Origin of the sequence: Nocardia sp. NPDC060255, assembly GCF_042727395.1 — a bacterium.
Lineage (GTDB): Bacteria > Actinomycetota > Actinomycetes > Mycobacteriales > Mycobacteriaceae > Nocardia.
The window spans coordinates 1-26,466 of the sequence record NZ_JBHXAU010000018.1; the positions used below are offsets into that span (position 1 = coordinate 1).

A 26,466-nucleotide genomic window follows, 5' to 3' on the forward strand; every position below is an offset into this window, starting at 1 on the left:
ACGGTGGGCAGCCGATTTGAGAGCACCCCACCGGGCACCTAGACCAAATCCTGGCCTGGATCCGGTCCTGACACCAAGTGTCTAACTAGCCGCATACCGCGCGGTTCGGGCAGTCCGGTATCGCTCGGTCGAACCTCCGTCGGGCGTGGGTGCCGCGGGTTTCGGATCCGGACAGAGGATGATGGGCAATCGTGCCCACTGATCCGAACGTCACCGATATCAAGCCACGCAGCCGCGACGTCACCGACGGCCTCGAGAAGACCGCCGCTCGCGGGATGCTGCGTGCGGTCGGGATGGGGGACGACGACTGGGAGAAGCCGCAGATCGGGGTGGCGTCCTCGTGGAACGAGATCACGCCGTGCAACCTCTCGCTCGACCGGCTGGCCAGGGCGTCGAAGGACGGGGTGTTCGCCGGCGGCGGGTTCCCGATGCAGTTCGGCACCATCTCGGTGTCCGACGGCATCTCGATGGGGCATGAGGGGATGCACTTCTCGCTGGTGTCGCGCGAGGTGATCGCCGACAGCGTCGAGACGGTGATGCAGGCCGAGCGGCTCGACGGTTCGGTGCTGCTCGCGGGCTGTGACAAGTCGCTGCCCGGCATGTTGATGGCGGCCGCTCGGCTGAATCTGGCGAGTGTGTTCCTGTATGCCGGTTCGATCCTGCCCGGCATCGCGAAGATGTCCGACGGCAGCGAGCGCGAGGTGACGATCATCGACGCGTTCGAGGCGGTCGGCGCGTGCTCGCGCGGGCTGATGAGCCGAGAGGATGTGGACGCCATCGAGCGGGCCATCTGTCCCGGCGAGGGCGCCTGCGGTGGCATGTACACGGCGAACACCATGGCCAGCGCGGCCGAGGCGATGGGCATGTCGCTGCCGGGTAGCGCGGCGCCGCCCGCGACCGACCGTCGCCGCGACGGTTATGCCAGGCACAGCGGCGAGGCGGTGGTGGAACTGCTGCGGCGCGGGATCACCACCTCCGACATCCTGACCAAGGAGGCCTTCGAGAACGCCATCGCCGTGGTGATGGCGTTCGGCGGCTCCACCAACGCCGTGCTGCACCTGCTCGCCATCGCGCACGAGGCGAACGTCGACCTGAAGCTGGCCGATTTCGCGCGGATCGGCCGCACGGTGCCGCACCTCGCCGACGTGAAACCCTTTGGGCAGCACGTGATGACGGACGTCGACCGGGTGGGCGGCGTACCGGTGATGATGAAGGCGTTGCTCGATGCCGGTCTGCTGCACGGGGATTGCCTCACCGTGACGGGCCGGACGGTCGCGGAGAACCTGGCCGCGATCGCGCCGCCGGATCCCGACGGCAAGGTGGTGCGGGCGATGACCTCGCCGATCCATCCGACCGGCGGCATCACCATTCTGGAGGGCACCCTCGCGCCCGGCGGCGCGGTGGTCAAGTCGGCGGGCTTCGACTCCGACGTATTCACTGGCACGGCAAGGGTTTTCGATCGTGAGCGGGCGGCGATGGACGCGCTGGAGGACGGCACCATCGCGGCGGGCGACGTGGTGGTCATCCGCTACGAGGGACCCAAGGGCGGACCCGGCATGCGCGAGATGCTCGCGATCACCGCCGCCATCAAGGGCGCCGGACTGGGCAAGGACGTCCTGCTGCTCACCGACGGCCGATTCTCCGGCGGCACCACCGGGCTGTGCGTCGGGCACGTCGCGCCGGAAGCGGTCGACGGCGGACCGATCGCCTTCGTGCGCGACGGCGACCAGATCCGCCTCGACGTCGGCAAGGGCACCCTCGACCTGCTGATCGATACCGCGGAGCTCGCACGTCGAGCCGAGGGCTGGGAACCGTTGCCGCCCCGCTACACCCGCGGTGTGCTCGCCAAGTATTCGAAGCTGGTCGGGTCGGCTTCCTACGGTGCCGTCTGCGGCTGAAGCCGGCGCAAATGACCTTGTCAGGGGTGCCGATTTCCAGCAGAGTCGACGAGATGGATGAGACCACAACAGATTCGACTCCTGTGTGTACCGCGCGCGACATCGCCGACGCCTATGTCGACGCGCTCACCGAGCTCGATCCGCTGATCGCGGTGATCCTCGGGCACAACCCCGACGATGACCGACTCCCCGATCTGTCCCCGGCCGGACTCGAGGCGAACGCCGCAGCTGCCCGGGCCGCGCTCGCCGAACTCGAGGCCGCCGAGCCCGCCGACGGCTTCCCGGACGCGGCCGACCGCCGCTGCGCCACGCTGCTGCGCGAGCGGCTCACCGCGGAACTGGCGGTGCACGACGCGGGCGAACATTTCCGCGCGCTGCGCAACATCAACTCGCCCGTGCACGGCGTTCGTGACCTGTTCACCCTGCTACCCACCGACACCGAGGCGCAGTGGCAGGCCATCGGCCGCCGACTGAGTCGGGTGCCGGTCGCGCTGGAGCAGTACCGGTCCACGCTGGCCGTCGGCATCGACCGCGGTCTGCTGGCCGGGCCGCTGCAGGTGAGTGCCGTGGTGCGGCAACTCAACGAGTGGGTGGCGGGCGACAATCCGGCAGGCTGGTTCGGCGATTTCGTGGCCGACGGACCGGAATCGCTACGCACCGAACTGGATTCGGCTGCCGTCGCCGCCACGGCCGCCGTGGCGGAACTGCGCGACTGGCTGCGAGATGTCTACGGCCCGAAGGCAATCGACGTTCCCGACACGGTGGGTCGCGAGCGCTACCAGCGGTTCGCCCGCTATTGGAGCGGTGCCGAACTCGACCTGGACGAGGCCTACAGCTGGGCCTGGGAGCAGTTGCGCGAGGTAGACGCCCAGATGCGCGCCGAAGCAGACAAGGTGCGGACGGGCGCAACGCCGACCGAGGCGATGCGGTGGCTGGAACAAGAAGGTCCGGCGCTCGACGACCCGGACAGCGCCCGCCGCTACCTGCAGGACCTGATGGACCGAGCCATCAAAGACCTGCAGGGCACCCATTTCGACCTCGCCGAGCCGCTGCTGAAGGTCGAGTCGATGATCGCACCGCCGGGTAGCGCGGCCGCGCCCTATTACACCGAGCCCTCGCTGGACTTCACCCGACCGGGCCGCACCTGGCTGCCCATCCTCGACCCGAACCGAATTCCGGTGTGGAGCTTGGTTTCCACCTGGTATCACGAGGGCGTCCCCGGCCACCACCTCCAGATCGCCCAGTGGATCCACCTCGCCGACCAGCTATCCGTCTATCAGGTCACCCTCGGCGGCGTGAGCGCCAACCTGGAGGGCTGGGCGCTGTACGCCGAGCGGCTGATGGACGAACTCGGCTACCTCACCGACCCCGGCCACCGCCTCGGCTACCTCAACGCCCAAATCCTGCGGGTACTCCGGGTGATCCTCGACATCGGCCTGCACGTCGGCCTCGACTATCCGCCCGACTCCCCGTACCGGCCCGGCGAGCCCATGCGGCCGGACAACGCCCGCGAATTCTTCGCCAGTTATTGCGGATTGCCGCCGGAACACCTCGACAGCGAGCTCATCCGCTACCTCGGCTGGCCGGGCCAAGCGATCGGCTACAAGCTGGGCGAACGTGCGTGGCTGCGTGGCCGGGCCGCCGCGGCCGCCGCGCACGGCGATGCCTTCGACCTGAAGGCCTGGCACATGGCCGCCCTGTCGCAAGGCTCACTCGGCCTCGATGACCTTGTCGCCGAACTCTCCGCGCTCTGAGAGTCGGATCGGCTCGGCGTATTGCTTTGCCGCGCGGAGCAATTCGTCCAACTCGGTGACGAGGTAGCCGGCGATGACGTCGATGTCGGGGACCAGTTCGCGGCACCCGAGCAGGCCGAAGTGCAGGCGGCCGCCGGAGCTGCTGACGGTGATGTTCAGGCCTTGGCCGTCCATGACGACCGAAAGGGGGTAATTGGCAACCATTTTCGCGCCGCCGAGGTAGACGTCGACGTTCGGGCCCGGCACATTGGAGATCACCAGGTTGAACGGTGGGATCCGATGTGGCAGGCCCATCGCGAAGGCGACGCGGGCCGCGCGGGCCACCAGCGCGGGCGGCGCGAAGTCGGTGACGTTCTCGATGAGTCCCGGCGGGATCGCCGCCTGCTGTGCCTTGGCGATCTTCGTGGCCCGATGCACGGCGGTGAGGCGCGCCACCGGATCGTCGAGATGGGTCGGCAGGGATGCCAGCATCGCCGAAACCTTGTTGCCCAGCTTGGATCTACTGCCTTCGTCGCGCACCGAGACCGGGATCATCGAGACGAGCGGCACCGCGGGCAACGCGTCGTGATCGATCAGCCACTGCCGCAACGCGCCCGCGGACATGGCCATCACGACGTCGTTGACCGACATGCCGAAGACGTTCTTGACCGCCTTCGCCTCGTCGAGATCGACACTGCGGAAGGCGAACCGGCGGTGCGGGGTGATCTCGTGGTTGAACGGTGTCTTCGGCGCGAGCCCGACCGCGCTGGCGATCACGTCGCCGTCGTCGTGTTCGCGGCCGAGTATCGCTCCGACATAGGGCGTCAGGTAACTGCCGACGAGTGGCAGCGCCCGGCCGATGTCGCCGGCGATCCGCGCGGCCTGTAATGGCCTGCTCGCCAGGGACACTGCCGCGCGGGTGAGCATCGTGCGCCTGCTCGGCTTCGGCTCCGCGGGGAAAGCCGAGGGGAGAGTGAGTAGCCGGCCCTCCGGTGTGAGGTCGAGCAGGATCGTCATCAGTTCCGCCCCGGAGACGCCGTCGATCGCCGCGTGATGCATCTTCGTATAGACCGCGAGCCGCCCGCCGGCGAGTCCGGAGATCAGATACGCCTCCCACAGCGGTCTGCGCCGATCGAGGGGCCGCGCGTGCAGCCTGCTGACCTGTTCGGTCAGTTGCGCGTCCGAACCCGGTGTGGGCAGCGAGATCTCGCGGACGTGATATTCGATGTCGAAGTTCTCGTCATCGATCCAGTAGGGCTGGTCGAGTCCGAGCGGGACATACGTCAATCGCTGATGCAGCAGCGGGATCAGTGGCACCCGCTCGCCGACCAGGCTGGTCAGCGCCGCGAGGTCGAGCACAGTGGGTGATTCGCTCGGGTCGAGCACGCACAGTCCGCCGACATGCCCGGTGGAGTTGTGGGTTTCCAGCGACAAGAACGCGGCGTCGAGGCCGGAGAGCTGCTTCATCGTTGATCCTCTGTTGCTCCTGAGGATCTGAGCATCGCACCTTCGGTTCGTCCAGTCTCCGAAACGAACTCGTCAGCGGGCAATCCGTTCGTCGAGGGGGATGCTTTCGGCGTTCGGCGCCGCGGCTTTCTGCGGGCGGGTGGGGGCGAACCAGGTCAGGTAGAACAGGATCGCCAACGCGGCGAGCAGACCGAGGAGGCCGATTCCGGACACGAAAGGATGGTCGGCCATCGTCGGGGCCAGGTAGCGGACGGACAGGAGGGTGGTCGCGAAGGTGACGATGCCCAGCGCGACCACGCGGATGCGGTAGTGATCCCAGCCCCGGTCCGGCTCGCGCAGTGCGGATTCCACGGTCAGGCACAGCGCGGCGCCAGCGACCAGGTCGACGCCGTAGTGCGCGCCGAGGCCGAGGGTCGCGATGAGGGTGCAGACGAGCCAGAACGCGCCACCTATGCGCAGCCACAGCGGTCCGCGGCGGGAGTGGATGAACAGCGACAGCGCCCAGGCGGTATGCAGCGACGGCATGCAGTTGCGCGGGGTGATGCCGTCGAAGGGCATCGGTTCGACGGAGAACGGCAGCGGCGGAACGATACTCGGCCAGACGTCGGCGAGCTCCATGCCGTGTCCCTGCGGTCCGAAGGCGAGAATCGGGCCGACCACCGGGAAGACCACGTAAAAGAGCGGGCCGATCAGGCCGAGCGTAAGGAAGGTGCGCACCAGGTGGTGCCGGGGCCATATGCCGGTGGTCACGCCGCGCAACTGCCAGACCGCAACGACGATCGCCGCGACCGGAAGCTCGAAATACACCCAGCGCACCAGGCCGAACGGCACCGGCCCCGTCACCTCGAGCAGGTGCCCGATGAACCAGGACGGATTGCCGAGCGCGTGGTCGGCGAGTTCCGCGTACGGATCGAGAACCGTCGGGCAGGCCCACGCGGTGACGTCGAGCCAGATCTCGCCGATCTTCGTGGCGAGGATCAGCAGCGCACCGAATGCGATGGCGCGCAGCGCGGTTCGGCGTCGCGCACCGGACCAACGCCAGGCCGCGATCGCCGCGAGCGCGGTCAGCACGATGGTCGGACCGTTGCCGACGGTGAACAGCCTGCCCTCGACCGCCCGGATCACCACGAAGATCAGGTCGATGGCGATCGCCGCCGCCAGCGCGGTCACCCGGACGCGGGTGGTGACGCCGACCAGCGCGAGCAGGAAGCCGGCCCACGAGGTGGTCGCGGACTTCGGCCTGCCGACGTAGTCGCGGAACAGGCTCGTCAGCGGGCCGAGTGCGTGGATGTGCGAGGCCATGAGTTCGCCGGCCACCAGCACGAGCACCGCGGCGGCGATACCGCACCAGACCATCGACGGTCGAACGCGACGTTCCCGGAGCCGCGCAGCACCCGTTTGCTCTGCGGGTGGAGGCGCACTACCCGGTTCGTCGTGAATAAGCATTCGGACATCGTAAACACGATGTGAACATGACCATGCGACGTGGTGAACACGGGCCGTTCAGGCGCGGACAGAGCCTACCGGCTCATAGCACCAGGACCAGCGCCGAGATGATGCCGAGGCTTGCCGTCGCGGTCGCGCCGACCGAGTCGATGATCACTACCGCAGCGGTGGCGATTGCGTCGAGCGACGAGTCGAACCATGCCGTGCCCTGCTCCAAACGCGGCCCCTGGAGGCGATGTGTCGTTCTCACAGTCATGGCCCCGAGCTACCCAGCGGTCGTACCCCCAAACGAGACAACCGCAGGGCGCGCCGTGGCTCGCCCTGCGGTCGCCGGAATTGTCAGGCTTTGTGTTGCGCCGAGGAGCGGGCGGGATTCGCCTGCTTCGCGGCCTTGGGATCGAGCTCGTCCTGCTTGGCCTGCACGCCCGCCTCGATGCGATCGCCCAGGCCCTTGTCGACATTGCGCCAGTACTCGAACGCCCGGCCCAGTACCGGCGGCGTGACGCCGTTGAGCAGATGCCCGACGATGTTGTCCACCAACCGATCCCGGGCCGCGTCGTCGAGCACCTCGCGAACCATGGTGCCCGCCTGGCCCCAATCGTCGTCGTCCTTGCGCAATGTGTAAGCGGTGCGGACCATTTCGCCGTCGGTATGCCAGCCGACGACCGGGCCGGACACGGTGGGGTCGGCGTGCGGGCCGCCCTTCGAATTCGGCACGTATACCGGATCGCCCGGGTTGTGGTGGCGCATCGCACCATCCTTCGAATACGACCGCACCGTCGTCGCATGGGCCGAATTGACCGGCAGCTCTTTGTAATTGACGCCGATCCGGTAGCGATGCGCGTCCGGGTAGGAGAACCACCGGCCGAGCAACATCTTGTCCGGACTCGGACCGGTGCCCGGCACCGAACTGCTCGGCTCGAACGCGGCCTGCTCGATCTCGGTGTGGTAGTCGGCCGGATTCCGATTCAAGGTCATCTTGCCGACCTCGATGAGCGGATAGTCGCCGTGCGGCCAGACCTTGGTGAGATCAAAGGGGTTGTACCGGTAGGTCTTCGCGTCCTCGAACGGCATGATCTGCATGTGCAGCGTCCAGCTCGGGAAGTTGCCGCCGTCGATCGCCTCCCACAGGTCGCGGGTGTGGTAATCGGTGTCCATCGAGGCCATCTGGTCGCCCTCGTCCTGGGTGAAGAACTCGATGCCCTGATCGCACTTGAAATGGTATTTGACCCAGAACCTTTCGCCCGCGGCGTTGTACCAGAGGTAGGTATGACTGGAGTAGCCGTTCATGTGCCGCCAGGTACGCGGAATGCCGCGATCGCCCATCAGCCAGGTGACCTGATGCGCGGATTCCGGTGACAGCGTCCAGAAATCCCACTGCATATCGTGATCGCGCAGATTGTTGTCGGCGCGGCGCTTCTGCGAGCGGATGAAGTCCTGGAACTTCATCGGATCTCGCACGAAGAACACCGGGGTGTTGTTGCCGACCATGTCGAAGTTGCCCTGTTCGGTATAGAACTTCAGGGCGAACCCGCGCGGATCCCGCCAGGTGTCCGGGCTGCCGCGCTCGCCCGCCACGGTGGAGAAGCGGGCCAGCATTTCGGTCTTCTTGCCGGGCTGGAAGACATCGGCCCTGGTGTAGGCGCTGACATCGTGGGTGACCTCGAAGGTGCCGAACGCGCCGCCGCCTTTGGCGTGCGGCTGACGCTCGGGCACCCGTTCCCGGTTGAACGCCGCCATCTTCTCGATCAGGTACGCGTCGTTGAGCAGAATCGGGCCGTCGGCGCCGACCGTGAGCGAATGTTCGTCACTGGGCACCGGGATTCCGGCGTCGTCGGTGGTGTAGTTCGGATCAGACATGTCTCTCCTCTTCTACCAGCGGTAAGGAGCGCCCTGCGGCGAGCCGGTCGGGATGAGCCGAGGACGGTCGAAGGCTGTTCGGTGTCCGTCTCGGTTCTCCCGATCGACTTCCCAGGTGCCTGAACGTCAAACGTATCGCGAAGTGCTGGTTCCATGTCTGAAATGCGGATGTGCGGGCGGCTCAGGGCGGATTCAGGCCTCGCTCGATGGCTCGCAGGGCAGCGGCCACCGCGTGCAGGGCGAGTCCTTGACCCCAGGGTTGAATGCGGTCGTTTCGGATGACGCTGTAGCCGAAGGGGACGAGTTGCAGCACGGTTCCGGCGCTGACCCTGGTGAGAGTGCCGGTGGCGTCGACGTAGCCGAGCGCGCCCGCCACCGCGCGCCAGCCCGCGGGCGCGATCTCGGGTGGGCAGTCCGCGAGTACCGCTGCGGTGCGCAGCATGGCGGCGCCGAGGCCTGCGGCGGCCGAGGGTTCGAGGATGCCTGCGTTTTCGGGTTGTTCGTCGACGAGGACGCTCCAGACGCCGTGTTCGGGTTGCCGTGCCGCCAGGGCGGACAGTTGCCGGATCAGCAGTTCGGTGATCCGGTCGAGCTGGTCGTGGTCGACGGGGACGTTGCCGCGTGCGGCCAGTTCGAGGAACTCGACGGCGCTGAGCGCGCACCAGGCGTTGCCGCGTCCCCAGTAGTTCCAGATCGTTTGCCCTCGGTGCGAACCGTGTGCGAACAGGCCGGTGTCTGGGTGCTGCAGTATTTCGGCGTGCGCGATGAGCTGGTTGCCGAAGGCGGCGACCAGGTCGGGGTCGCGGCGGTATTCGCCGAGATGGCCGAGGAAAACACCGGCCATGAATGTGGTGTCGGCCCAGACGCCGTCGGGCCAGTGTTCGAGTGCGCCGTTGGCCGCGCGGGTGGTCGAGGACGGTTCGCGGAACCACTGTGCGAGTTGGTCTGCGGTGTCCGCGAGGTCGGGATGGTCGGTGGCGGCGATCAGCGCGGCGGTGCCGGGCGCGAGGTTGTTGACGTGAGTGACGCTGATGCCCGCCGAGTGTTGTCGGCGCAGCCAAGTGACGACCTCCGCCGGTATCGGGAGGTGTCTGGCCTGGGTGTAGCGGAGCATGCCGAGTAGGCAGACGCCTTCGCCCCAGAACCAGGACGGCAGGCCGGTCTGCCAGGTGCGGGTCATCAGGCGCTCGCCGGTCACGATCAAGGCGGCGAGGGACAGGTCGGTGACCGGTGGCAGCGGGGGAGCGGCGTGCTGTGCGGAGGTGAGATCGTCAGCCGACATGGTGGTCTTCCGGCGCGGTGCGTACGGCGCTCGGCGGTTCGATCCGGCGGCCCTGTGCGAGATCGAGGACGAGTCGGTGGCCTCGCCAAGTTGCGGTCAGCCGGTCGGCGCCGAAGGGAACGTGCACGGCCGGGTTGTCCAGGTGCGGTGGGTCGGTCGGTCGTCCATCGGCTGAATCGATTGCCGCACTGCCGTTTACGGTGAACGCGCCCGGCCACGACAAGGCGAGAGCGCGTCCGTCGCGGGTGTGCCACGATACCGAGTCGGGCGTGAAAACCGGTTCGGTGAGCGCGGATACGAAGTCGGCGAAGGCCGCATCGGTCGCCGCCCGTCCGACCGTCGCGACATAGGCCAGGCCGTCACCGGCGGGCAGCCAGGTCTGGCCGCACTCGTCGCCCGTGGTGCGGGGACGGAAACCACCGGCGCTGGCGACCGCGACATAACCGTCGCCGACCCGACCGGCCAGCCAGGAACCGTGGGCCGTCCATTCGTCCATATGCGGTGTGGGGAACCACAGGTGCGTCGACTCGAACCAGTCGGACTCCGGAATTCGGTGCAGCACCAGTACGGTGTCGCGGTGCTGGTGCGCCCGCGGCAAGATCCGTTGTCCCGCCCAGGCATTGGGGCGGGCCGACGACGAGGTGCTGTCCGCGGCGGGATGCGTCGCGAACACCTGCACCTCCGGGCCGAGTGCCGCGCCCCAGATGTGCTCCTGCAGTCCGGGTAGCCCGGCGCGGTAGTCCTGAACGCTGGACAGCATCGCATCCGGCGTCCGCCACACCCGCAGATCGGATCGGTACGGTCGATCCAGCAGATCGAGGTGCGGGCGGTATTCGCCGGAGTAGACCTGCCGACCGTCCCATTCCTCCGGTAGGTCGGTGGCGACGGCTCGGATGAGCTCGGGCAGGCGGTAGTGCGTCGCGGTCGCGAGCGCGGTGGCGGGTAGGACCGCTGTGTTCAATGAGCCTGCGCCCCAAAGGGTCCACATGATCGGCGCGGTTTCCTCGAATCGGGACGATCGCAGCGTCGGCACGTAGGAACGCCCATGCGCGGCACCGTGCATGCCGTGCCACGAGTTGCCTGCGAGGGTGAGCAACGCCTTGTCCAAGAGTGCTTCGGCGAGCTGCCGCAGGTCGTCGTCGCGGGCGAATTCGATCCAGGAGATGAGGGCGAGCGAGTCGATCGCCAGATAGGCGTTGGAATCGAATTCGCTGAAGCCGCCCGCGATCTTGCGTCGCATCCACTCCTCGGCGAGCTGCCGGCCGTGCTCGGCGTGGACGCAACCGGCCCAGCCGGTGTTGGCGAATCGATCGTCCGGAAACAGTTCGCCGATCAGGGTTTCGGCGGTGTGCCAGACGAACTGGTGGTTCTCGGTGAAGTAGCACATGGCGTCCAGGCCGGGCTGGTCGATCCAGTATTTGAAGGCGAGTAGCGCGCCTCGAACCCGGTCGCGCTGTGCCGGTGACCATGCGTCGTCGAGTCGTCGCCACAGGTGGGCCAACCCGACCGCCTCGAAATCGGCACAGTCGGAGCGAGATTCGATCATCTTCAATGCGGGTGCGAGATCGTCGTCGGAGAGTCTCGCGGTCGGGTCGACGGTATGCCTGGCGAGGGCGCGGGCCACCCCGGGGACGCCGTTCGTGACGTGGCGCAGCAGTTCGTCCCGCCAGATTGCCTGATCGCCAACGGGATGCGCGCGGTGCACCGCAGGTACTCGTGCCGCGCGCAACCGGCGGGTCACCGGCGCGGCGGGGTCGTCGACGCGAACGTCCAGCACCGTCTCGCCCGTGTACAGCATGGAGGCTGTGGCGTCGGCTGTGTCGCTGAGCCCACCCGGCAAGGTAAAGCGAGCGGTTCCGTCGGTGAGTACGACTGGGGTCGCGGCATTTCCGTCTGCGGAGACGAGGTACCGCGCACCCGACGGCCCGGTGAGCGTGACGGTGCCATCGGTACTCGCCCACGGAGCGAGTCCCACCGCGTCGAGCATGGCTTCGGCCGCCGCCGAACGGGATTCGTCCGCGCCGGGCACCGGGACCACGACACGGACAGGCAGTCCGGACACCCGCAGGCAGGCGACGTGCCTGCATTCCCGGAACGCGACCTGCCAGGTGACGAGGTGCACAGCGGTCAGCCCGGAGCGCAACCGCAATCGCAGCTGCGTCCGGTGCGGCTCCATATAGGTGAACTCTGTTGTCAGCAAGGCCAATTCGCCGTCGACGAAGACGGCAATCGGACCTGTGCAGCCCACCTCGAACGTCCGATACTCGGCCTGGTCGACTTCGAACACCGTCGCGGCGATCGCCTGCCGGTACTCCGGCGTGAAACAGAATTCGCTCCAGTCGAGTAGCCCGTCCGCACCCGTGCGCCTGCGTTCCCACTCGGCCTGCCGCACGTCACCCGGTGTCACCTGCCACGAAAAACGCCAGCCCTCCTGCACTGCGGGCACCAGCGGATCGGCGGAAAGCGGATGGTGTTGGTAGAGAATCTGTTTCAACGGTGCCACGTCGGGACCGTTGGTGAGCAGCCATCGGCCGTCCGGCCCCCACGGGCTGCCGTCCGGTTCGAGTACCTCGTGCAGATCCGTGCACGGTGCCACGAACGCCGCCGTGCTCAGCCAATCTCGCACGTACCCGTTCCGGTCAAGACTGTGTACTGTCCGGTCGCTCGTGGCGAACCGGGGGATAGCGTCGTTCATCGCACGGCTCCGCTGACGAGACCGGAGATGATCTGCCGCTGCAGGATCAAGAAGGTGATGATCACCGGAATGATCGAGATCACCGAGACGGCCAGGATCTGGTCGAACGGGATGGCCTGCTGCCCGGCGAACCGCGCGATCGCCACCGGCAGTGTCTGTTTCGACTCGTCCTGGGCCACGATCAGCGGCCACAGGAAGTCGTTCCAGCGCCAGATGATCGAGAAGATCGCCAGTACCGCCAGCGCGGGACGGCACAGCGGCAACACGATCCGCCAGAAGATCGCGAACTCGCCCGCGCCGTCGATGCGGGCCGCCTCGATGGTCTCGTCGGGCAGGGTCAGCATGTACTGGCGAAGCAGGAACACCCCGGTCGGTGTCGCGGCGGGCGGAATGATCAGTCCCAGTAGCGAATTGGTCATGCCCAGCGAGGAGACCACCTGATAGACCGGCAGCAGGATCACCTGCAGCGGAATCATGATGGTGGACAGGGTGATCAGGAACAGCAGGTCACGGCCGCGGAAGTTGTACTTGGCCAGCGCGTACGCGGCCATCGAATTGATCAGCAGCGTGAGCAGCGTCGCCGCCACCGTGACGATCGTGCTGTTGAGCAGATAGTGCGGAAAGTCGAAGGCGGCCAGCCCGGTTCGGTAATTGTCGACGGTGGCGTGGTGTGGATACAGCGTCGGCGGCTGCGCGGCCAGTTCGGCCTGGTTCTTGAACGACGACAGTCCGGCCCAGATCAGCGGCGCGACCATGATGATCGCGCCCGCCGTCAACACCGTTGCCCGCACCACACCGCCGACCGGCGGCGTGCGCCCGGTGGTCGAGGTCCACGTGCCCGTCACATCGCCTCCCGCCGCCGGCCGACCAGATAGTTGAGGAAGGTGACCGCGAAGACGACAAGGAACAGGATCACCGCCGCCGCGCTCGCCAGGCCGTAACTGATCGGTGCGTGAAACCCGTTGGTGTAGATGTATTGCACGATCAAGGTGGTCGCGCCCACCGGGCCGCCGCCGGTGAGGGTGTAGATGAAGTCGAAGGCCTGAAAGCCCGCGATGGTGGCCAGCGTGACCACCACCATGGTGGTCGGGCGCAGCAGGGGCAGGGTGATCGTCCTGATCAGCTGCCAGGTGCCCGCGCCGTCGATGGTGGCGGCCTCGTAGAGCGATTCGTCGATGGACTGCAGACCGGCCAGCATGATCATCGTGTAGAAGCCGAGGTGGATCCAGACGCCGACGATGATCACCGAGGCCAGCGACAGCTGCGGATCGATCAGCCAGGCCGGATGCCCGAAGCCGAGCGCGCCGGTCACCGAGTTCACCAGCCCGGTCTGCCGTTGCAGCGCGGCATTCCAGATCAGCCCGACCACCACCGGCGACACCACGATCGGCAGGAAGTACGCCGCACTCAACGCGCCGCGTCCGCGCCGCTGCGAATTCAGCAGCAGCGCAAGGGCGGTCGCCAACACGGTGCTCGCGACCACGAACACGACGACGAACACCACCGTCTGCCGCGCCACCTGCCAGAATTCGGCGCTGTCCACGACCCGCCGATAGTTGTCGGTCCCGACGGCGTGAAAGGTCCGTCCGTTGTTGCTGTCGTAGAAGCTGAGATTGAAGCCGTTGATCGCGGGCCAGATCGTGAACAGCCCGAAGATCACCATGTTCGGCAGCACGAACAGGTACGGCGCCACCTTGCGTCGATTGAAAAGGCGCTTCCCCGTGGTCATTTGGAGGCCTTGATAATGTCGGGTAGCTGCGCGCGCAGGTTGGTGACGCAGTCGGCGACGCTCTCCTGACCGGCGACGACCTTGCCGAACTCTTTGATCAGTGCGTTGGCGACACCGGTGAAGGCCGGGCTGGCGGCAGCGACGAAGTCCACCGCCGGGGTGACTCCGATCTGGCTGATGAAGGTGTTCATATCGGCGTTGCGGGTGGGGTACTGCAACCCGGACGCCACCAGATCCTTGCGGGTAGGGAGCCAGAAAGCCGCTTTATCGATCTCGCGCTGGTTCTCGGTGCGATTCATCCACTGGGCGAACGCGGCACCGAGCGTGGGCTCCTTGCTGCGCGCGAAGGCCACCATCATCTTGGTGCCGGGGAACCCGCCGCACTCTGCCGCACAGGGATTGGGCACGGTCGCCCACCCGAACGGCGCTGCCTTGGCGAACGCGCCGACCTGCCACGGCCCGGACAGGTACACCGGCGCCTGCCCGCCGAGGAACGCATCGTTCCCGCCCTTGTAGCTGGTCCCCGCGCCGAGCCAGAAGTCCTTGGACATCTTGCCCGATTGCAGCAGCTCGTTGACCATGCCCAGCGCCTGTTCCGCCTTGACCTGATCGAGTCCGGCCTGGCCATCCGCGCCGATCAGGGCGGTGCCGTACTGGCTCAGTACCGTGCTCAGCCGATTGCCCGATACGTCCATGGTGAGCGCGAACGGCATGCCGTTGGCCTGGGCGACCTTGGTGGCGTCGTCGACGAACTGCTGCCAGGTCCACTTGTCCGTCGGATTCGGCACTGGCACACCGGCTTTGGCGAAGGCGTCGGTATTGACGAAGGGGCCGTTGATGGTCTGGTCGCTGGGCACCGCGTACAGGTGGCCGGCGTCGTCGCGGGTGACCGCCAGTGCGCCGTCGGTGAATTCGCCGGCATAGGACGCGCCGAAGTAGTTGCCGAAGTCGAGCAGCTCGCCCCGGTACGGGTGCCAGTCCTGCACCCGGGCGACCTCCGGCGCGGTGCCCGAGGCGATCCGGGCCTGCAGCGCGGTGTTCAACTGGGCGAACGGGATCACCTGCAGGTCGACGGTCGCGCCGGTGTCCTTCTCGAATCCGGCGATGGCCGCCTTCGTCGCATCCAGGTCCGGGCCGTCGGTAAAGTACACGTAGGTCAGGTGTTTGCCCTTGAAGGCGGTGAAGTCCACCGCGACCGGGCCGGTGGGGGCGTTCGATTCCGGCTCACCCGGTGCGCATGCGGTCAACGCCAGCACCCCCGCGGCGATCACTCCGATTACTCGTGCCCTGATTCGCATGCGCACTGCTCCTTGCCTGCGGGGGCGGCTCCCTTGCCGCGGTCTTGCTTCGTACGGGATACTCCTCCGGCTTTCTCTGTGCGGGAAAGCACTTTCCGTCAGACGGGAAAGATGAGGTGGCGCCATGACCGACGTCCGTTACGCGACCAGTCCAGGGGAAATGGCAAGGCTCTCGCCGGAGGAACTGCGGGAACGATTTCTGGTCACGAATCTGTTTGCCACCGGCGAGGTCCGGTTCACGCTGTCCCAGCAGGACCGGCTGCTGATCGGCGGCGCCGTGCCCGATGGCGCGGAGCTCGAGCTTACTCCGCCCGCGGAACTGCGCGCCGAAAACCTTTGTGACCGACGCGAACTGGGGATCGTGTGCCTGGACGGAACAGGGGCCGTGCACGCCGATGATCAGACCCATTTGGTGTCCGCCGAGGACATCGTCTACGTCGGCCAGGGCACCCGGCGCGTGACGGTGGCGGGCGACGCGGTCTTCTACATCGTTTCCGCCCCAGCGCATCTGGCGCACCCGACGACTTTGATCACCCGCGATTCCGCCGACAGCGTGCGGATCGGCGAGGCGCACAAGGCAAGTGAGCGGACGCTCCGCAAATACGTGCACGAGGACGGCGCTCGTTCCTGCGAACTGGCCCTCGGCATCACCACGCTCGAGCCCGGCAGCGTATGGAACACCATGCCGTGCCACACCCACGACCGGCGCACCGAAATCTATCTGTACTTCGGCCTCGACCCGGCCGAACGCGTCGTGCACCTGTGCGGCGAACCCACCCGCACCCGCAGCATCATCGTCGCCGACCGGCAGGCGGTGATCAGCCCGCCGTGGTCGGTGCACACCGGCGCGGGCACCGCGCCCTACCGGTTCGTCTGGTCGACCGCAGGCGAGAATCTCGCCTACAACGATATGGATCTGGTTGCGACGGAGTCGCTTTCGTGACCGACCCGTTCCGGCTGGACGGACAGCGCGCGCTCGTCACCGGCGCGCGCACCGGCATCGGCCGGGCCGCCGCGCTCGCGCTGGCCACGGCCGGTGCCGACCTCGTGCTGTGGGGTCGCGATAAGGACGGTCTGGCAACCGTTGCTGCCGAGATCGAGGCGCTGGGTCGCGAATGCGTCACCGTTGGCACCGACCTAGCCGACCTTGTGGCGGTCGAAGCTGCCGCGACTTCCGTTGCCGCCGAACACCGTATCGATCTGCTGGTGAACAACGCGGGCATCATCAGCCGCGGCCCGGCGGCCACGGTGTCGCTCGCCGACTGGCGACGGGTGCTCGACGTGAACCTCGATGCCGCGTTCCTGCTGGCCCGCTGCATCGGTGCGCCGATGCTCGAACGGGGCGCGGGACGGATCGTGAATATCGCGTCGCTGCTGTCCTTTCAAGCCGGAGTCAACGTCGGCTCCTATGCCGCGAGTAAACACGCGGTCGTGGGACTGACGAAGGCGTTGGCCACCGAATGGGCGGGGCTCGGGGTCGGCGTCAACGCGGTCGCTCCCGGCTACGTCGCAACCGCCAATACTGCGGCCTTGCGTGCCGACTCTGCGCGCAATCACGCCATCACAGAACGCATTCCGATCGGTCGATGGGCCGAACCCGCCGACATCACCGGTGCCGTCGTCTTCCTGTGCTCGCCCGCCGCGGCCTACGTGCACGGCCACGTTCTGGTGGTCGACGGGGGATGGCTGGCCCGGTGAAGCCCGACTCCTCGCCGAGCGCGGTCGCCAAGGTGGTGCTCGTGCTAGAGGCGCTGCCGAGCTGCCGGGGAGTCACCGAAATCAGCAGGAGCACCGGGCTTTCCACCTCGACGGTGCATCGGATCCTGCAGGAGCTGGCCGCCGTCGGCTGGGTCCGCATCGACCCGGACCACCGCTACCTGCCCGGCGTGCGCCTGCTGTCGCTGGCCGGGCAGACCGCAGGCATCACGCATCTGGTGCGGCCCATCCTGCAGCGACTCTGCGCGGCCACCGGGCACACCGTGCATTTCGCTTTGCGTTCCGGCGACGAGGCCATCTATGTGGACAAGCTGGAGGGCGACCGCGCGTACGCCATGCGCTCACGGGTCGGCCTGTCGATCCCGTTGCACTGCACCGCAATCGGCAAGGCGGTGCTGGCCGGCCTGCCCCGCGCGGAGTTACGCGAGTTGCTCACCCGGATCCCGCTCACCGCCATGACACCGCGCACGATCACCGACCCCGACCTGCTGATCGCCCACGTCGGCGCGGTGGCCGCCCGCGGCTATGCCGTCGACGACGAGGAGAACGAGACGCAAACCCGATGCCTCGGCGCCGCGGTGCTCGATCACCACGGCGTACCGATCGGCGGCATCAGCGTGTCGGCGCTGGCGTTCGATCTCGACCGCGCGAAGGTGCGAACCTGCGCGCCATTGCTGATCGCGGCCGCCCACGACGCCTCGCACGCACTCGGGCTGCCCAACGCCGCGCACCCGCCGCCCGGCCCGGCAGACCGCAGACACCGCCCAGGCGGCCCGACGAAGCAGGCTCGGGACCGCTGACGCCAACTGGGGACAACTGGGGATCGTCCTTCTCTGTGGTCCGCGCCGTCCGCGCATGGCTATCCTGACCTGGTTCAAGGCTTGATGATCAAGGTGGGTAGATATGCGGAGTAGGGACATTGAGCTGGCGGCTCGATGGTGGCAGTGGGCCTCGGCGATTCCCACCGCCACGAATCCGGTCAGCGACGAAACCGGAAAGTTCGCGGACGTCGGCCAGTCCGCGGATGTCTGGTTCCTTGCCGGCACCTTCGGCGGCAAGGTCAGCCGGAAATGCTCCGTGCCATACGGTCGCCCGATCTTCTTTCCCGCCGTCAATTACCTGCAGCGCGCGTCGCTGTTCGGCAGGCGCGTTCCGGTGCTGCCGACGGCGACCGGTCACGCGGAGCTCAACGGCGTCTCCCTGCCGCTGCGCGAAGTCGCCAACCGCAGCCCGTTCCTCATCGACGCGGATCCCGATGGACCGTTCGGCCCGCCGGGCCGCTACCGGGCGAATGCCTGGGGCCTGTGGTGCGGCCTGGACGAGCTCAGCCGCGGCGACTACATCCTCACCCTCGGCGGCGAGTACGAGCCGGGCGGGTTCTGGACCGAGGTCACCTATGACCTCGAGGTTGTGTGAGGTAGTCGCAGGTTTCGTACCGCACGGAGGGGTATCCGAGGCGTAGGAGGTGCGCCATGCGGGCAAGCCATAACGACCCGTCGAAGACGGCGAACGAAGACGGATCGGACATCGACCGGCGGCGCATCACCCTTGCCTCGGACGGTCCCGCGCTCATCGAGGGCCCGGTCGAGTTGGTGCGCCCGGACGGGACCGTGGTGTGCTCGGACCGTTTCCTCGTCGCGGTGTGTATGTGCCGGCGCAGCAAGAACTTTCCGTTCTGCGACACCAGCCACCGCAAGCGGTCGCGGCGGACGGACTGAGCTCACCGCAGTGAGCTGCGGCCCGCCCGCCAGCTGCCGAGCACGTGATCGGTGAACCGATCCTCCAGCAGGTTCGTCACCTGGATGCCGAAGACCACCGATTCGGTGAGCGCGGGTTCGCGCGCGAGCAGACTCGCGATGACGTCGTGCCGCATCACCTGTTCGTGCACGGCGTCGGCCTCCACGTGTTCGGTGTAGAACAGCCGGCACGGCGCCGGTGCCTCGAACTTGTCCAGTGCGGCGCCCATCCGGCGCGCGGCAGGCGAGGAGGTGATCTCGGCGGTGGCGAGCTGGCCGACCAGTGCGCCGCGCAGGTCTCGGTGTAATCCGAAGAGCGACATCATGTTCACGAGTGCGAGCATCGGCGCGGGCACCTGGTCGACGTAGTGCAGGTAGCCGTCGTCCAGCCCGGCGGCGGCGAGTAGATCGGCATACAGCCGCGCGTGCAGTCGTTCGCCACGGCCGCCGCCGAACTCGTCGAATTCGACCGCGACCAGCGACGCCTTCTCCTGCCCGAACAAGCGGGGAATCACCCAGGCGTGCGGATCGCCTTCTTTGTGGTGATAGATCGAGCGCTGCACGAAGTACTCACGCAGCTGCCACCACTCGCCCTCGTCGTGCAGATACTGCGCGACATCGTTCGGTTCGATCGGTTCGACCAGCAGTTCCGCCAGCGCCTGGGTCACGTCATCGCCACCCTTGACGTCGTTGTGCAGCGCTCGCCGGAACAACCGCTCCATGTTTCCGCGCAGCCGAAGCAGTTCCGGGTCCCATTCCCAGCCGGGATCGACCGCCTCGAAGCCGTGATAGTGCAGTTCATAGCAGGTGTGCAGCGCCAGTTGCAGATCGTCGCCGTACGGATCGGCCGCACCGATCTCTGGGAACCGGGTCTGTGCGGTCGGTGCCGCCCGCAGGACTTCGGTGACCGCTGCGGAGAGTTCGCCGCGCGGTGCTGGGAGTGCAATCGTTCCGCTCGTCATAGGCGTGGTGCTCGGAGATGTGTCATCGATGGTCACGCTCCCTTCACGCCCCGCATACCCGCTGCCAGACGTGCCAACCCGGTTGCGACTTTGCTCACCTGGCGGAACGTTTCTGTTCAGACGCGTCGTACGGTGACGCCTTCGGCTTCGAGCGCGGCGATGTCGTCGGGCGTGGCGGTCTCGTCGGTGACGACGGCATGCAGCGCGGCGGCCGGGGCGGCGAAGGCGAGGGCGGTGCGGGAGAGTTTCGCGGCTTCCGTGACGGCGATGACTCGGCGGGACGAGGCGATCGCGGCGCGCTTGATGGCGGCGTCGTCGAGGTCGTAGGCGGTGAGTCCGTCGGTCGCGTTCAGTCCGCAGCAGCCGAGGATCGCGGTGTCGAAACGCAAGGCGGACAACGAAGCCAGGGTCAGCGGGCCGGTCAACGCCAGCTCGCCGGGGCGCGGCTGGCCGCCGGGCACCAGCAGGGTGAGCAGCGGTGCGCCGGTGAGTGCGTTCACCGCGTGCAAGGACAGGGGGAGCACGGTCAGGCGGCGATGTTCGAGCGCGCGGGCCACCTCCAGGCAGGTGGTGCCGCTGTCGAGGACGACCGACTCGCCATCGGCGATCAGCCCGGCGGCCTCGGCGGCGATGCGACGCTTGATCTCCAGTCCCTCGCAGGCGCGCATGCCGAAGGGGGGTTCGTCGCCACGCAGCAGCAGGGTGCGTGCGCCGCCGCGATAGCGCTCCAGTACGCCCTGACCGGCCAGGGTCTCGAGGTCACGGCGGATGGTCATCTCCGAGGCGCCGGTGCGTCCGGCCAGCTCCGCCACTCCGATCTGGCCTGCTTCGCGCACGGCGTCGGTGATCTGCTTCAGTCGGTCTACGCTCGCCACACCCGTATTAGAACGCACTTTGTGTTCGAAAGTCAATGTTTCGAACATTCGATCTGTCCGTTATGTTCGGAAGCATGCACAGTTCGTTGCGGGCCGCTCGACTGGCCACGTTCGCCTATTTCGCGTTGAACGGCTTTCTGATCGGGATGTGGGTCGTGCACATCCCGGCCGTCGAGCGTCGGGCCGGGATCGGTCATCCGACACTCGGCTGGCTGTTGTTGCTGCTCGGCGCGGGGGCCTTCGCCGGCATGCGGCTGGTGGGTCCGCTGTCCGATCGGTTCGGTGCTCGCCTCGTCGTTCCGGTCAGCGGGGCGCTGTGTGCGGTCGCGGTCGTGCTGCCCGGGGTATCCGCGAGTGTCTGGACGCTCGGGGTTTCGCTGCTCGTGCTCGGCTTCGGGAACGGCTGCTTGGACGTTGCGATGAACGCACACGCCGTCCAGGTCGAGCACGGTTATCAGCGGTCGGTCATGTCCGCATTCCACGCCACCTATTCGCTCGGCGGTGTCCTCGCGGCGCTGGTCGGTGCGCGCACACTGAGCTGGGGTTGGAGCCCGGCGACCGCGCTCGGCCTGGCGGCGCTGCTCGGTCTGGTCGTCGCGGCGCTGGGCGCGCCCGCGTTGCTGCGGCCCGAAAAACCTTATCCCGCTGATGGTTTCGAGAAGAGGGTGCGGCAGGCGACACCGCGGCGCATCTGGTTGCTCGCCGGAATCGCGCTACTGCTGATGCTGTGCGAAGGTGTCGCCAACGATTGGAGCGCGCTGCACCTGCGCGACGTACTCGCGGCACCGGCTGCCACCGCGGCCTTGGCCTACGGCGCTTTTGCCACCGCGATGACCGTCGGCAGGCTGGTCGCCGACCGGGGCGCTACCCGCTTCGGGCCGGTGGCCATCCTCCGTTACGGGGCGGGGGTGGGGGCGCTCGGCCTGACGCTCGCCGCGCTGTCCCCGTGGGTTCCGCTGGCGCTGGCCGGCTGGACCGTGTTCGGCGCCGGACTGTCCGGATGTGTCCCGCAGCTGTTCAGCGCCGCGGGCCATGCGGACCGAAATGCCGCAGGCGCCAACGTCGCTCGCGTCGCCGGGCTCGGCTACCTCGGCGTGCTCGCCGGGCCCGCGATCATCGGACCGCTGACCCACCTGGCCCCGCTGAACATCGTCCTTCTGCTGCCCGTGGCATGCTGTGTCGTCGCCGCGGGTGCGGCCGGCGTGCTACGCCCACGGGGTGCTCCACCGGCCGTGCAATCCGGCAGTGCCGACGGTTGCGGTGCGCTACGGTCGTGATCAGCGCTGTTATCTGTAACTTGTGGTGACTCATTCCTGTTCGGCCACAACTATCATGCCGATCATCCGCGTCGTCGCCACTGGATCATGAAGGGCTGATTTCCCATGGGCAGCAACGACATCGACGTCACCGGCAAACGGATCGTCATCACCGGGGCCACCAATGGCATCGGTAAGGAGATCGCGCGGGCGCTGGCCCGTCGCGGCGCGAACCTGACACTGGTGGCCCGCAACGAAACCAAAGCGGCGGCGACCGCTGCCGAACTCGAATCGGAACCAGGCGCGAAGGGCCGCCCCGATATCGTCGGCGGCGATCTGTCCGACCTCGCCTCGGTCCGGCGCGCCGCCGAGGAGATCCGTAATCGCTACGCCGGCATCGACGTGCTGATCAACAACGCGGGCATTCACGCGCTGTTCGCGCGCACCACGGTGGACGGCTTCGAATCCATGACGGCGACAAACCATCTCGGGCCGTTCCTGCTGACCAACCTGCTGCTGGATCAGCTCATCGCCGCCGCACCGTCCCGGATCGTCATCACCGCCTCGGAAGCCCACCGCAACGGCGGCCGCCCCGACCTCGATCACCTCGGCGAGCCACGCGCCTTCGGACCGATCGGCTCCTTCCGCGCCTACGGACAATCCAAACTGATGAACATCCTGTTCACCCAGGAACTCGCCCGGCGACTCGACGGCACCGGCGTCACCGTGAACAGCTTCTGCCCCGGCGCCAACGCCACCGGCCTCATCAGTGACGATCGGATCATCGCGGTCCCCTTGAAAGCCCTGGCGCGCACCCGGATCATCAGACGCCCCGAGGTGGGCGCCCGGACCGGCATCGACCTGAGTGTCGACCCGAAGCTGGAAACCACGACAGGCCAATTCATTACCTCGACGCCCGGCCTGCACCTGCTCCCACCCGTCGCCTCCCGTCGCGACACCGACTACCAGCACAGCCTGTGGCTCCGCAGCGCCGAACTGGTCGGCCTATAGCGGACTTCGATCAGGCGGCGAGCAACGCGCGAGCGTTGCGCACTTCCGGTATTCCGATTGCCTTGGCGGCCAAGAGGAATGCCGTGACACCGATCAGCGTTCCGGCCGCGAGCGTGACGAGGTGTTCGACGCCTGGATCGGGCACCAGGTGGCGGGTGACGACCATGATCGCCAGGCAGGCCCAGCCCGCGGTGGCGGTGGCCCAGATGACGCGTGTGAATGTCACTGCGACATCGGAGAATCCGAGCAGGCCGTAGCGGCGGCGCAGCAGCACGTACCCCATGATCGCGCCGACCACGTAGGACAGCGAGCTGGAGACGCTGAGCATCACCACGACGACACGGTCGGGAAAGACGTTGACGGAGAACGCGACCACGGCGACCTTCGTGGCCACCATGGCGATGTTGATGATGGTCGGCGTGCGGGTGTTGTTGTTCGCGTAGAAGACTCGCATCTGCAGCATCACCAGCGCGAACGGCGCCAAGCCGAACGCCGACGACGCGATCGCCGTGCCGATCAACCCGGCCGCGTGCGCGTCGACGCGACCGGTGAACGCGACGGCGGCCAGCACCGGGCCGAGCAGACCCAAGGCCATGGTCATCGGTACCAGCGCGACGGTGAGATACCTTGCGCCGCGCCCGAGATCGGCGATCACGGCAGCCTGATCACCTGCGGCGGCGGACTGGGAGATGCGTGGCATCAGCACGGTCAACAGCGAGGCGGCGAGGACCCCGTACGGAACTTGGAACAGCAAGTCCGCGCAGTTGTAGATCGTTACTCCGTTGTGCGAGAACGCGACCCGCATCGTCACCGCGACACCGACCTGGCTGATCGCGGCGTAGGTGAGGATCCATCCGAGCACGGGCATCCCCGCGCGCACCGGCCGCCAGCTGTACGGGAACGGCCGAACCCGCCACTTCCACTGGAATCCATTGCGGCGCAGCGCAAAAACGACCCACACGGCTTGCCCGACGATCCCCAGCGTGGTGCCGATCCCGATCGTGAGCACCTGCGCGGACGTCATCGAGGTAGGCGTCAGCGTGACCGGCCCTGGCAGCAGCACGAAGATCCCGCACGTCAGCAACACGATCACGTTGTTGACCACCGGTGCCCACGCCGCCGCGGCGAAGCTGTCGCGGACATTGAGCACGGCCGTCAGCAAAACGGTCACGCCGTAGAAAAAGATCTCCGGCAGCAGGAGGTAGGCGAACAAGGTGGTGAGCTGCCGCTGATCGGAATCGCCCACGAAGACGCGCACGATCAGCGGCGCGCAGAGCACGGTGACCACCGTGACCGCACCGAGCCCGAGCACCGCCGCCACCAGCACTCGCTGGGTGAACTCCCGAGAGTGCTTGCGCCCGTGCCGTCTTGCTCTGGTCAGCAGGGGCACCACGGCACTGGCGAACACGCTGCCGAGCAGCAACTCGTAGACCATGTTCGGCAAGTTGTTCGCCCCGGTGTAGGCGTCGCCGACCGCCGCGGTGCCGAGCAACGCCGCCAGCAGGATCGTGCGGGTGAACCCGGTCAATCGGCTCACCACACCGGCCAACGCGACATGACCACCGGCCCGTGCGAGCGCATCGCCCGAGGAACGCCCACCCGGCTGTATCCCTTTCAGCGGGGGCGCTTCCGTTGCCTGCCAGTTCGTCCCCAGTGGCAGCGGTTGCGTCGGTAAGTTGCCGTAGTCCGTCAATGGTCCCCGCTCGCGCTAGTCGATGGCAGCTCGGATGCCGTCCCCCTGGACAGGCCTCCGCCATGCTGCCAGACGGCCTGAACGCGCTGGTGTGCAACGTGATTGGGCAAGCGGTGCGTCGAGAGCGAGCGAGGCTCGGCGGACCGCGCGAGTGTCGGTTAGCTCACATAGTGGGATATTTCGTAGGGATTACCACCGATCCATGACATGGTAGTCCAGTGAGATCAAGCTTATCGACGTGATTCGTTTGGCTCATCTACAGAAAAGAAGAAGTAAAAGTAATGGCTCAAGGCAGTGTGAAGTGGTTCAACAGCGAAAAGGGCTTCGGCTTTATCGCTCAAGATGGTGGCGGCGCTGACGTGTTCGTTCACTACTCCGCCGTGTCCGGCTCGGGATTCAAGTCCCTTGAAGAAGGACAGCGCGTGGAGTTCGAGGTCGGACAGGGACAGAAGGGGCCGCAGGCCCAGGACGTCCGCGCTATCTGATCGACATAGCGTGAAAGAGCCCCGCACCCTTTGGGTGCGGGGCTCTTGCGTTGTCCGGAACCGTCAATTCCCTTGTGCGGCAGCGGAGATGGGCTGCCACCTGCGCCACAGCTCGAGTCGTGACTCGTAGTCCCTGGTGGCTATCGCGAGGGGCGCCTCGCCGAGGAAGATGCGCAACGGCGGCTCGTCCGCATCGACCACGGCCAGAATCGCGTCGCGGGTAGCGGTCGGATCACCGCTCGGCATCGACTTGCGCTGCGAGGCTCGGGCTTCTCTCGCCGGATCGTAAGCCGGATTCGGAGTGGCGTGCTTCGACGACGGACCGGACCAGTCGGTGCCGAACCCGCCGGGCTCGACCAGGGTCACGTGCACACCGAACGGCGCGACTTCCTGGGCAAGCGACTGCGAGAACCCCTCCAGCGCCCACTTCGACGCGTGGTAAGCGCCCAGGTTCAGGAACGCGGAGATGCCGCCGATGCTGGAGACCTGGATGATGTGGCCGCTGCCCTGCTCGCGCAGGATCGGCACCGCCGCCTGGGTCACCCACAGCGCGCCGAACACGTTGGTCTCGAATTGCGCCCGCAATTCCTCTTCGGTGAGCTCCTCGATCATGCCGAACTGGCCGTAGCCCGCGTTGTTGATGACCACATCGAGCCGCCCGAACCGGTCGGCCGCCTGCTGTACCGCGGCGAAATCACCCGCCCGGTCGGTGACGTCCAGCTGGATCGGCTGAAAGGTGTTGGGGTACTTGGCAACCAGGTCGTCGAGCGTGCTCAGGTCGCGCGCCGTGCCTGCGACACTGTCGCCGCGCTCCAGCGCGGCAAGTGCCCACTCACGGCCAAATCCTCGGGAAACGCCGGTGATGAACCATACTTTGCTCATGCCACCACGGTAGTCATCTGGAGTGCACTCCAAGCAAGCGTCATAGTGCGAATTTCCCGCTGAGTGAAGCAGTCCGCACGATTCTCGTCCGCGCCGCGCGACGCGCCGGTATCGTCCCTGACCTGAGGCTATGCCCCTGCTCAGACCCGTTTTCTCCGCCGAGGAGGTCGCAATGCGGCGACGCATCTCACTCCACTCGCTGTGGCGCCACGTGCTGGGCGGCCTGATCCTGTGCGGCGCGTGCGTCGGCGGATCGGCCCGCTGCTACGTCGAGTGGGAGCGCGAAAATCCGGTCGACCGGCCGTCGACGGACTGCTGGGACTGGTCCGTGCCGCATCAGTGGTACGACACGGCGCATCGCCACTGAGATCACCGCCATCGTGCGGCCGAGCCGCTCCGGTGGAACAATCTTGTTGTCCCGGTGGCTGTCTCGCTGAGTACG

General features: G+C 67.2%; 24 protein-coding genes. 11 read left to right on the forward strand and 13 right to left on the reverse strand.

Annotated elements, in window-relative coordinates; all coding sequences use genetic code 11:
- Positions 1-191 precede the first annotated feature (191 nt).
- Positions 192-1,898: a dihydroxy-acid dehydratase gene (gene ilvD, locus ACFWF1_RS28540; RefSeq protein ID WP_379288496.1), complete on the forward strand. Its 1,707-nt coding sequence runs from the start codon at positions 192-194 to the stop codon at positions 1,896-1,898.
- 53 nt (positions 1,899-1,951) lie between these two features.
- A complete protein-coding gene (locus ACFWF1_RS28545; protein ID WP_379288494.1) occupies positions 1,952-3,652 on the forward strand; it encodes a DUF885 domain-containing protein in 1,701 nt (566 codons plus the stop codon).
- Here ACFWF1_RS28545 and ACFWF1_RS28550 read toward each other — a convergent pair.
- The 9 genes from ACFWF1_RS28550 to ACFWF1_RS28590 form a co-directional block, all read right to left on the reverse strand.
- On the reverse strand, positions 3,608-5,098 hold the full coding sequence (locus tag ACFWF1_RS28550) for a wax ester/triacylglycerol synthase family O-acyltransferase (protein ID WP_379288492.1): 1,491 nt from the start codon (positions 5,096-5,098) through the stop codon (positions 3,608-3,610). The two genes, ACFWF1_RS28545 and ACFWF1_RS28550, sit on opposite strands and share 45 nt — an antisense overlap.
- Before the next feature lie 72 nt (positions 5,099-5,170).
- Entirely contained in the window at positions 5,171-6,544 is a 1,374-nt protein-coding gene (locus ACFWF1_RS28555) for a DUF5933 domain-containing protein (RefSeq protein ID WP_379288490.1), read from the reverse strand.
- A gap of 82 nt (positions 6,545-6,626) precedes the next feature.
- Positions 6,627-6,800, reverse strand: coding sequence for a hypothetical protein (locus ACFWF1_RS28560; RefSeq protein ID WP_379288489.1), 174 nt, complete (start codon positions 6,798-6,800; stop codon positions 6,627-6,629).
- 83 nt (positions 6,801-6,883) lie between these two features.
- The gene (locus tag ACFWF1_RS28565; protein WP_379288487.1) at positions 6,884-8,404 is read right to left on the reverse strand and encodes a catalase; all 1,521 of its coding nucleotides are present in this window, start codon (positions 8,402-8,404) and stop codon (positions 6,884-6,886) included.
- A 181-nt stretch (positions 8,405-8,585) separates the two neighbouring features.
- On the reverse strand, positions 8,586-9,686 hold the full coding sequence (locus tag ACFWF1_RS28570; RefSeq protein WP_379288485.1) for a glycoside hydrolase family 88 protein: 1,101 nt from the start codon (positions 9,684-9,686) through the stop codon (positions 8,586-8,588).
- On the reverse strand, positions 9,676-12,312 hold the full coding sequence (locus ACFWF1_RS28575) for a hypothetical protein (RefSeq protein WP_379288483.1): 2,637 nt from the start codon (positions 12,310-12,312) through the stop codon (positions 9,676-9,678). Before ACFWF1_RS28575 ends, ACFWF1_RS28570 begins: the two co-directional genes overlap by 11 nt.
- Before the next feature lie 65 nt (positions 12,313-12,377).
- On the reverse strand, positions 12,378-13,226 hold the full coding sequence (locus ACFWF1_RS28580) for a carbohydrate ABC transporter permease (protein WP_379288481.1): 849 nt from the start codon (positions 13,224-13,226) through the stop codon (positions 12,378-12,380).
- Positions 13,223-14,110, reverse strand: a complete 888-nt coding sequence (locus ACFWF1_RS28585; protein ID WP_379288480.1) for a carbohydrate ABC transporter permease — start codon at positions 14,108-14,110, stop codon at positions 13,223-13,225. Before ACFWF1_RS28585 ends, ACFWF1_RS28580 begins: the two co-directional genes overlap by 4 nt.
- Positions 14,107-15,408, reverse strand: a complete 1,302-nt coding sequence (locus ACFWF1_RS28590) for an ABC transporter substrate-binding protein (RefSeq protein WP_379288478.1) — start codon at positions 15,406-15,408, stop codon at positions 14,107-14,109. Before ACFWF1_RS28590 ends, ACFWF1_RS28585 begins: the two co-directional genes overlap by 4 nt.
- Before the next feature lie 124 nt (positions 15,409-15,532).
- Here ACFWF1_RS28590 and kduI point away from each other — a divergent pair, with 124 nt between their 5' ends.
- The 5 genes from kduI (at position 15,533) to ACFWF1_RS28615 (ending at position 18,842) form a co-directional block, all read left to right on the forward strand.
- The gene (gene kduI, locus ACFWF1_RS28595) at positions 15,533-16,351 is read left to right on the forward strand and encodes a 5-dehydro-4-deoxy-D-glucuronate isomerase (RefSeq protein WP_379288476.1); all 819 of its coding nucleotides are present in this window, start codon (positions 15,533-15,535) and stop codon (positions 16,349-16,351) included.
- On the forward strand, positions 16,348-17,106 hold the full coding sequence (locus ACFWF1_RS28600) for an SDR family oxidoreductase (RefSeq protein ID WP_379288474.1): 759 nt from the start codon (positions 16,348-16,350) through the stop codon (positions 17,104-17,106). Before kduI ends, ACFWF1_RS28600 begins: the two co-directional genes overlap by 4 nt.
- On the forward strand, positions 17,091-17,924 hold the full coding sequence (locus ACFWF1_RS28605) for an IclR family transcriptional regulator (RefSeq protein WP_379288472.1): 834 nt from the start codon (positions 17,091-17,093) through the stop codon (positions 17,922-17,924). The genes ACFWF1_RS28600 and ACFWF1_RS28605 overlap by 16 nt, the downstream gene beginning before the upstream one ends.
- A 103-nt stretch (positions 17,925-18,027) precedes the next feature.
- Positions 18,028-18,540: a hypothetical protein gene (locus tag ACFWF1_RS28610; protein ID WP_379288471.1), complete on the forward strand. Its 513-nt coding sequence runs from the start codon at positions 18,028-18,030 to the stop codon at positions 18,538-18,540.
- 56 nt (positions 18,541-18,596) lie between these two features.
- The gene (locus ACFWF1_RS28615; RefSeq protein WP_379288469.1) at positions 18,597-18,842 is read left to right on the forward strand and encodes a CDGSH iron-sulfur domain-containing protein; all 246 of its coding nucleotides are present in this window, start codon (positions 18,597-18,599) and stop codon (positions 18,840-18,842) included.
- A gap of 2 nt (positions 18,843-18,844) precedes the next feature.
- Here ACFWF1_RS28615 and ACFWF1_RS28620 read toward each other — a convergent pair whose 3' ends face one another.
- Positions 18,845-19,822 carry an iron-containing redox enzyme family protein gene (locus tag ACFWF1_RS28620; RefSeq protein WP_379288468.1) on the reverse strand — a complete coding sequence of 326 codons (978 nt, stop codon included), beginning with the start codon at positions 19,820-19,822 and terminating at the stop codon, positions 18,845-18,847.
- A 116-nt stretch (positions 19,823-19,938) separates the two neighbouring features.
- The gene (locus ACFWF1_RS28625; RefSeq protein ID WP_379288467.1) at positions 19,939-20,697 is read right to left on the reverse strand and encodes a DeoR/GlpR family DNA-binding transcription regulator; all 759 of its coding nucleotides are present in this window, start codon (positions 20,695-20,697) and stop codon (positions 19,939-19,941) included.
- Positions 20,698-20,771: 74 nt separating this feature from the next.
- Here ACFWF1_RS28625 and ACFWF1_RS28630 point away from each other — a divergent pair, with 74 nt between their 5' ends.
- Positions 20,772-21,974, forward strand: a complete 1,203-nt coding sequence (locus ACFWF1_RS28630) for an MFS transporter (RefSeq protein WP_379288465.1) — start codon at positions 20,772-20,774, stop codon at positions 21,972-21,974.
- Between the two features lie 105 nt (positions 21,975-22,079).
- Positions 22,080-22,964: an SDR family NAD(P)-dependent oxidoreductase gene (locus ACFWF1_RS28635; protein ID WP_379288464.1), complete on the forward strand. Its 885-nt coding sequence runs from the start codon at positions 22,080-22,082 to the stop codon at positions 22,962-22,964.
- 10 nt (positions 22,965-22,974) lie between these two features.
- Here ACFWF1_RS28635 and murJ read toward each other — a convergent pair whose 3' ends face one another.
- On the reverse strand, positions 22,975-24,582 hold the full coding sequence (gene murJ, locus ACFWF1_RS28640) for a murein biosynthesis integral membrane protein MurJ (RefSeq protein ID WP_379322233.1): 1,608 nt from the start codon (positions 24,580-24,582) through the stop codon (positions 22,975-22,977).
- Positions 24,583-24,938: 356 nt separating this feature from the next.
- Between murJ and ACFWF1_RS28645 the strand changes: the two genes are divergently transcribed.
- The gene (locus tag ACFWF1_RS28645) at positions 24,939-25,142 is read left to right on the forward strand and encodes a cold-shock protein (RefSeq protein WP_107655522.1); all 204 of its coding nucleotides are present in this window, start codon (positions 24,939-24,941) and stop codon (positions 25,140-25,142) included.
- Between the two features lie 63 nt (positions 25,143-25,205).
- Here ACFWF1_RS28645 and ACFWF1_RS28650 read toward each other — a convergent pair whose 3' ends face one another.
- Positions 25,206-26,024: an SDR family oxidoreductase gene (locus ACFWF1_RS28650; protein ID WP_379288462.1), complete on the reverse strand. Its 819-nt coding sequence runs from the start codon at positions 26,022-26,024 to the stop codon at positions 25,206-25,208.
- A gap of 172 nt (positions 26,025-26,196) precedes the next feature.
- On the opposite strand from ACFWF1_RS28650, the gene ACFWF1_RS28655 reads away from it, so the two are divergent.
- Positions 26,197-26,391: a hypothetical protein gene (locus ACFWF1_RS28655; RefSeq protein WP_357390193.1), complete on the forward strand. Its 195-nt coding sequence runs from the start codon at positions 26,197-26,199 to the stop codon at positions 26,389-26,391.
- Positions 26,392-26,466 lie beyond the last annotated feature (75 nt).

Excerpts from the sequence above, each read along its gene's own strand:
- ACFWF1_RS28545 (WP_379288494.1), top strand. The coding sequence starts at position 1,952 with ATGGATGAGACCACAACAGATTCGACTCCTGTGTGTACCGCGCGCGAC.
- ACFWF1_RS28550 (WP_379288492.1), bottom strand. The coding sequence starts at position 5,098 with ATGAAGCAGCTCTCCGGCCTCGACGCCGCGTTCTTGTCGCTGGAAACC.
- ACFWF1_RS28555 (WP_379288490.1), bottom strand. The coding sequence starts at position 6,544 with ATGCTTATTCACGACGAACCGGGTAGTGCGCCTCCACCCGCAGAGCAA.
- ACFWF1_RS28560 (WP_379288489.1), bottom strand. The coding sequence starts at position 6,800 with ATGACTGTGAGAACGACACATCGCCTCCAGGGGCCGCGTTTGGAGCAG.
- ACFWF1_RS28565 (WP_379288487.1), bottom strand. The coding sequence starts at position 8,404 with ATGTCTGATCCGAACTACACCACCGACGACGCCGGAATCCCGGTGCCC.
- ACFWF1_RS28570 (WP_379288485.1), bottom strand. The coding sequence starts at position 9,686 with ATGTCGGCTGACGATCTCACCTCCGCACAGCACGCCGCTCCCCCGCTG.
- ACFWF1_RS28585 (WP_379288480.1), bottom strand. The coding sequence starts at position 14,110 with ATGACCACGGGGAAGCGCCTTTTCAATCGACGCAAGGTGGCGCCGTAC.
- ACFWF1_RS28590 (WP_379288478.1), bottom strand. The coding sequence starts at position 15,408 with ATGCGAATCAGGGCACGAGTAATCGGAGTGATCGCCGCGGGGGTGCTG.
- kduI (WP_379288476.1), top strand. The coding sequence starts at position 15,533 with ATGACCGACGTCCGTTACGCGACCAGTCCAGGGGAAATGGCAAGGCTC.
- ACFWF1_RS28605 (WP_379288472.1), top strand. The coding sequence starts at position 17,091 with ATGGCTGGCCCGGTGAAGCCCGACTCCTCGCCGAGCGCGGTCGCCAAG.
- ACFWF1_RS28610 (WP_379288471.1), top strand. The coding sequence starts at position 18,028 with ATGCGGAGTAGGGACATTGAGCTGGCGGCTCGATGGTGGCAGTGGGCC.
- ACFWF1_RS28615 (WP_379288469.1), top strand. The coding sequence starts at position 18,597 with ATGCGGGCAAGCCATAACGACCCGTCGAAGACGGCGAACGAAGACGGA.
- ACFWF1_RS28620 (WP_379288468.1), bottom strand. The coding sequence starts at position 19,822 with ATGACGAGCGGAACGATTGCACTCCCAGCACCGCGCGGCGAACTCTCC.
- ACFWF1_RS28630 (WP_379288465.1), top strand. The coding sequence starts at position 20,772 with ATGCACAGTTCGTTGCGGGCCGCTCGACTGGCCACGTTCGCCTATTTC.
- ACFWF1_RS28635 (WP_379288464.1), top strand. The coding sequence starts at position 22,080 with ATGGGCAGCAACGACATCGACGTCACCGGCAAACGGATCGTCATCACC.
- ACFWF1_RS28645 (WP_107655522.1), top strand. The coding sequence starts at position 24,939 with ATGGCTCAAGGCAGTGTGAAGTGGTTCAACAGCGAAAAGGGCTTCGGC.
- ACFWF1_RS28650 (WP_379288462.1), bottom strand. The coding sequence starts at position 26,024 with ATGAGCAAAGTATGGTTCATCACCGGCGTTTCCCGAGGATTTGGCCGT.
- ACFWF1_RS28655 (WP_357390193.1), top strand. The coding sequence starts at position 26,197 with ATGCGGCGACGCATCTCACTCCACTCGCTGTGGCGCCACGTGCTGGGC.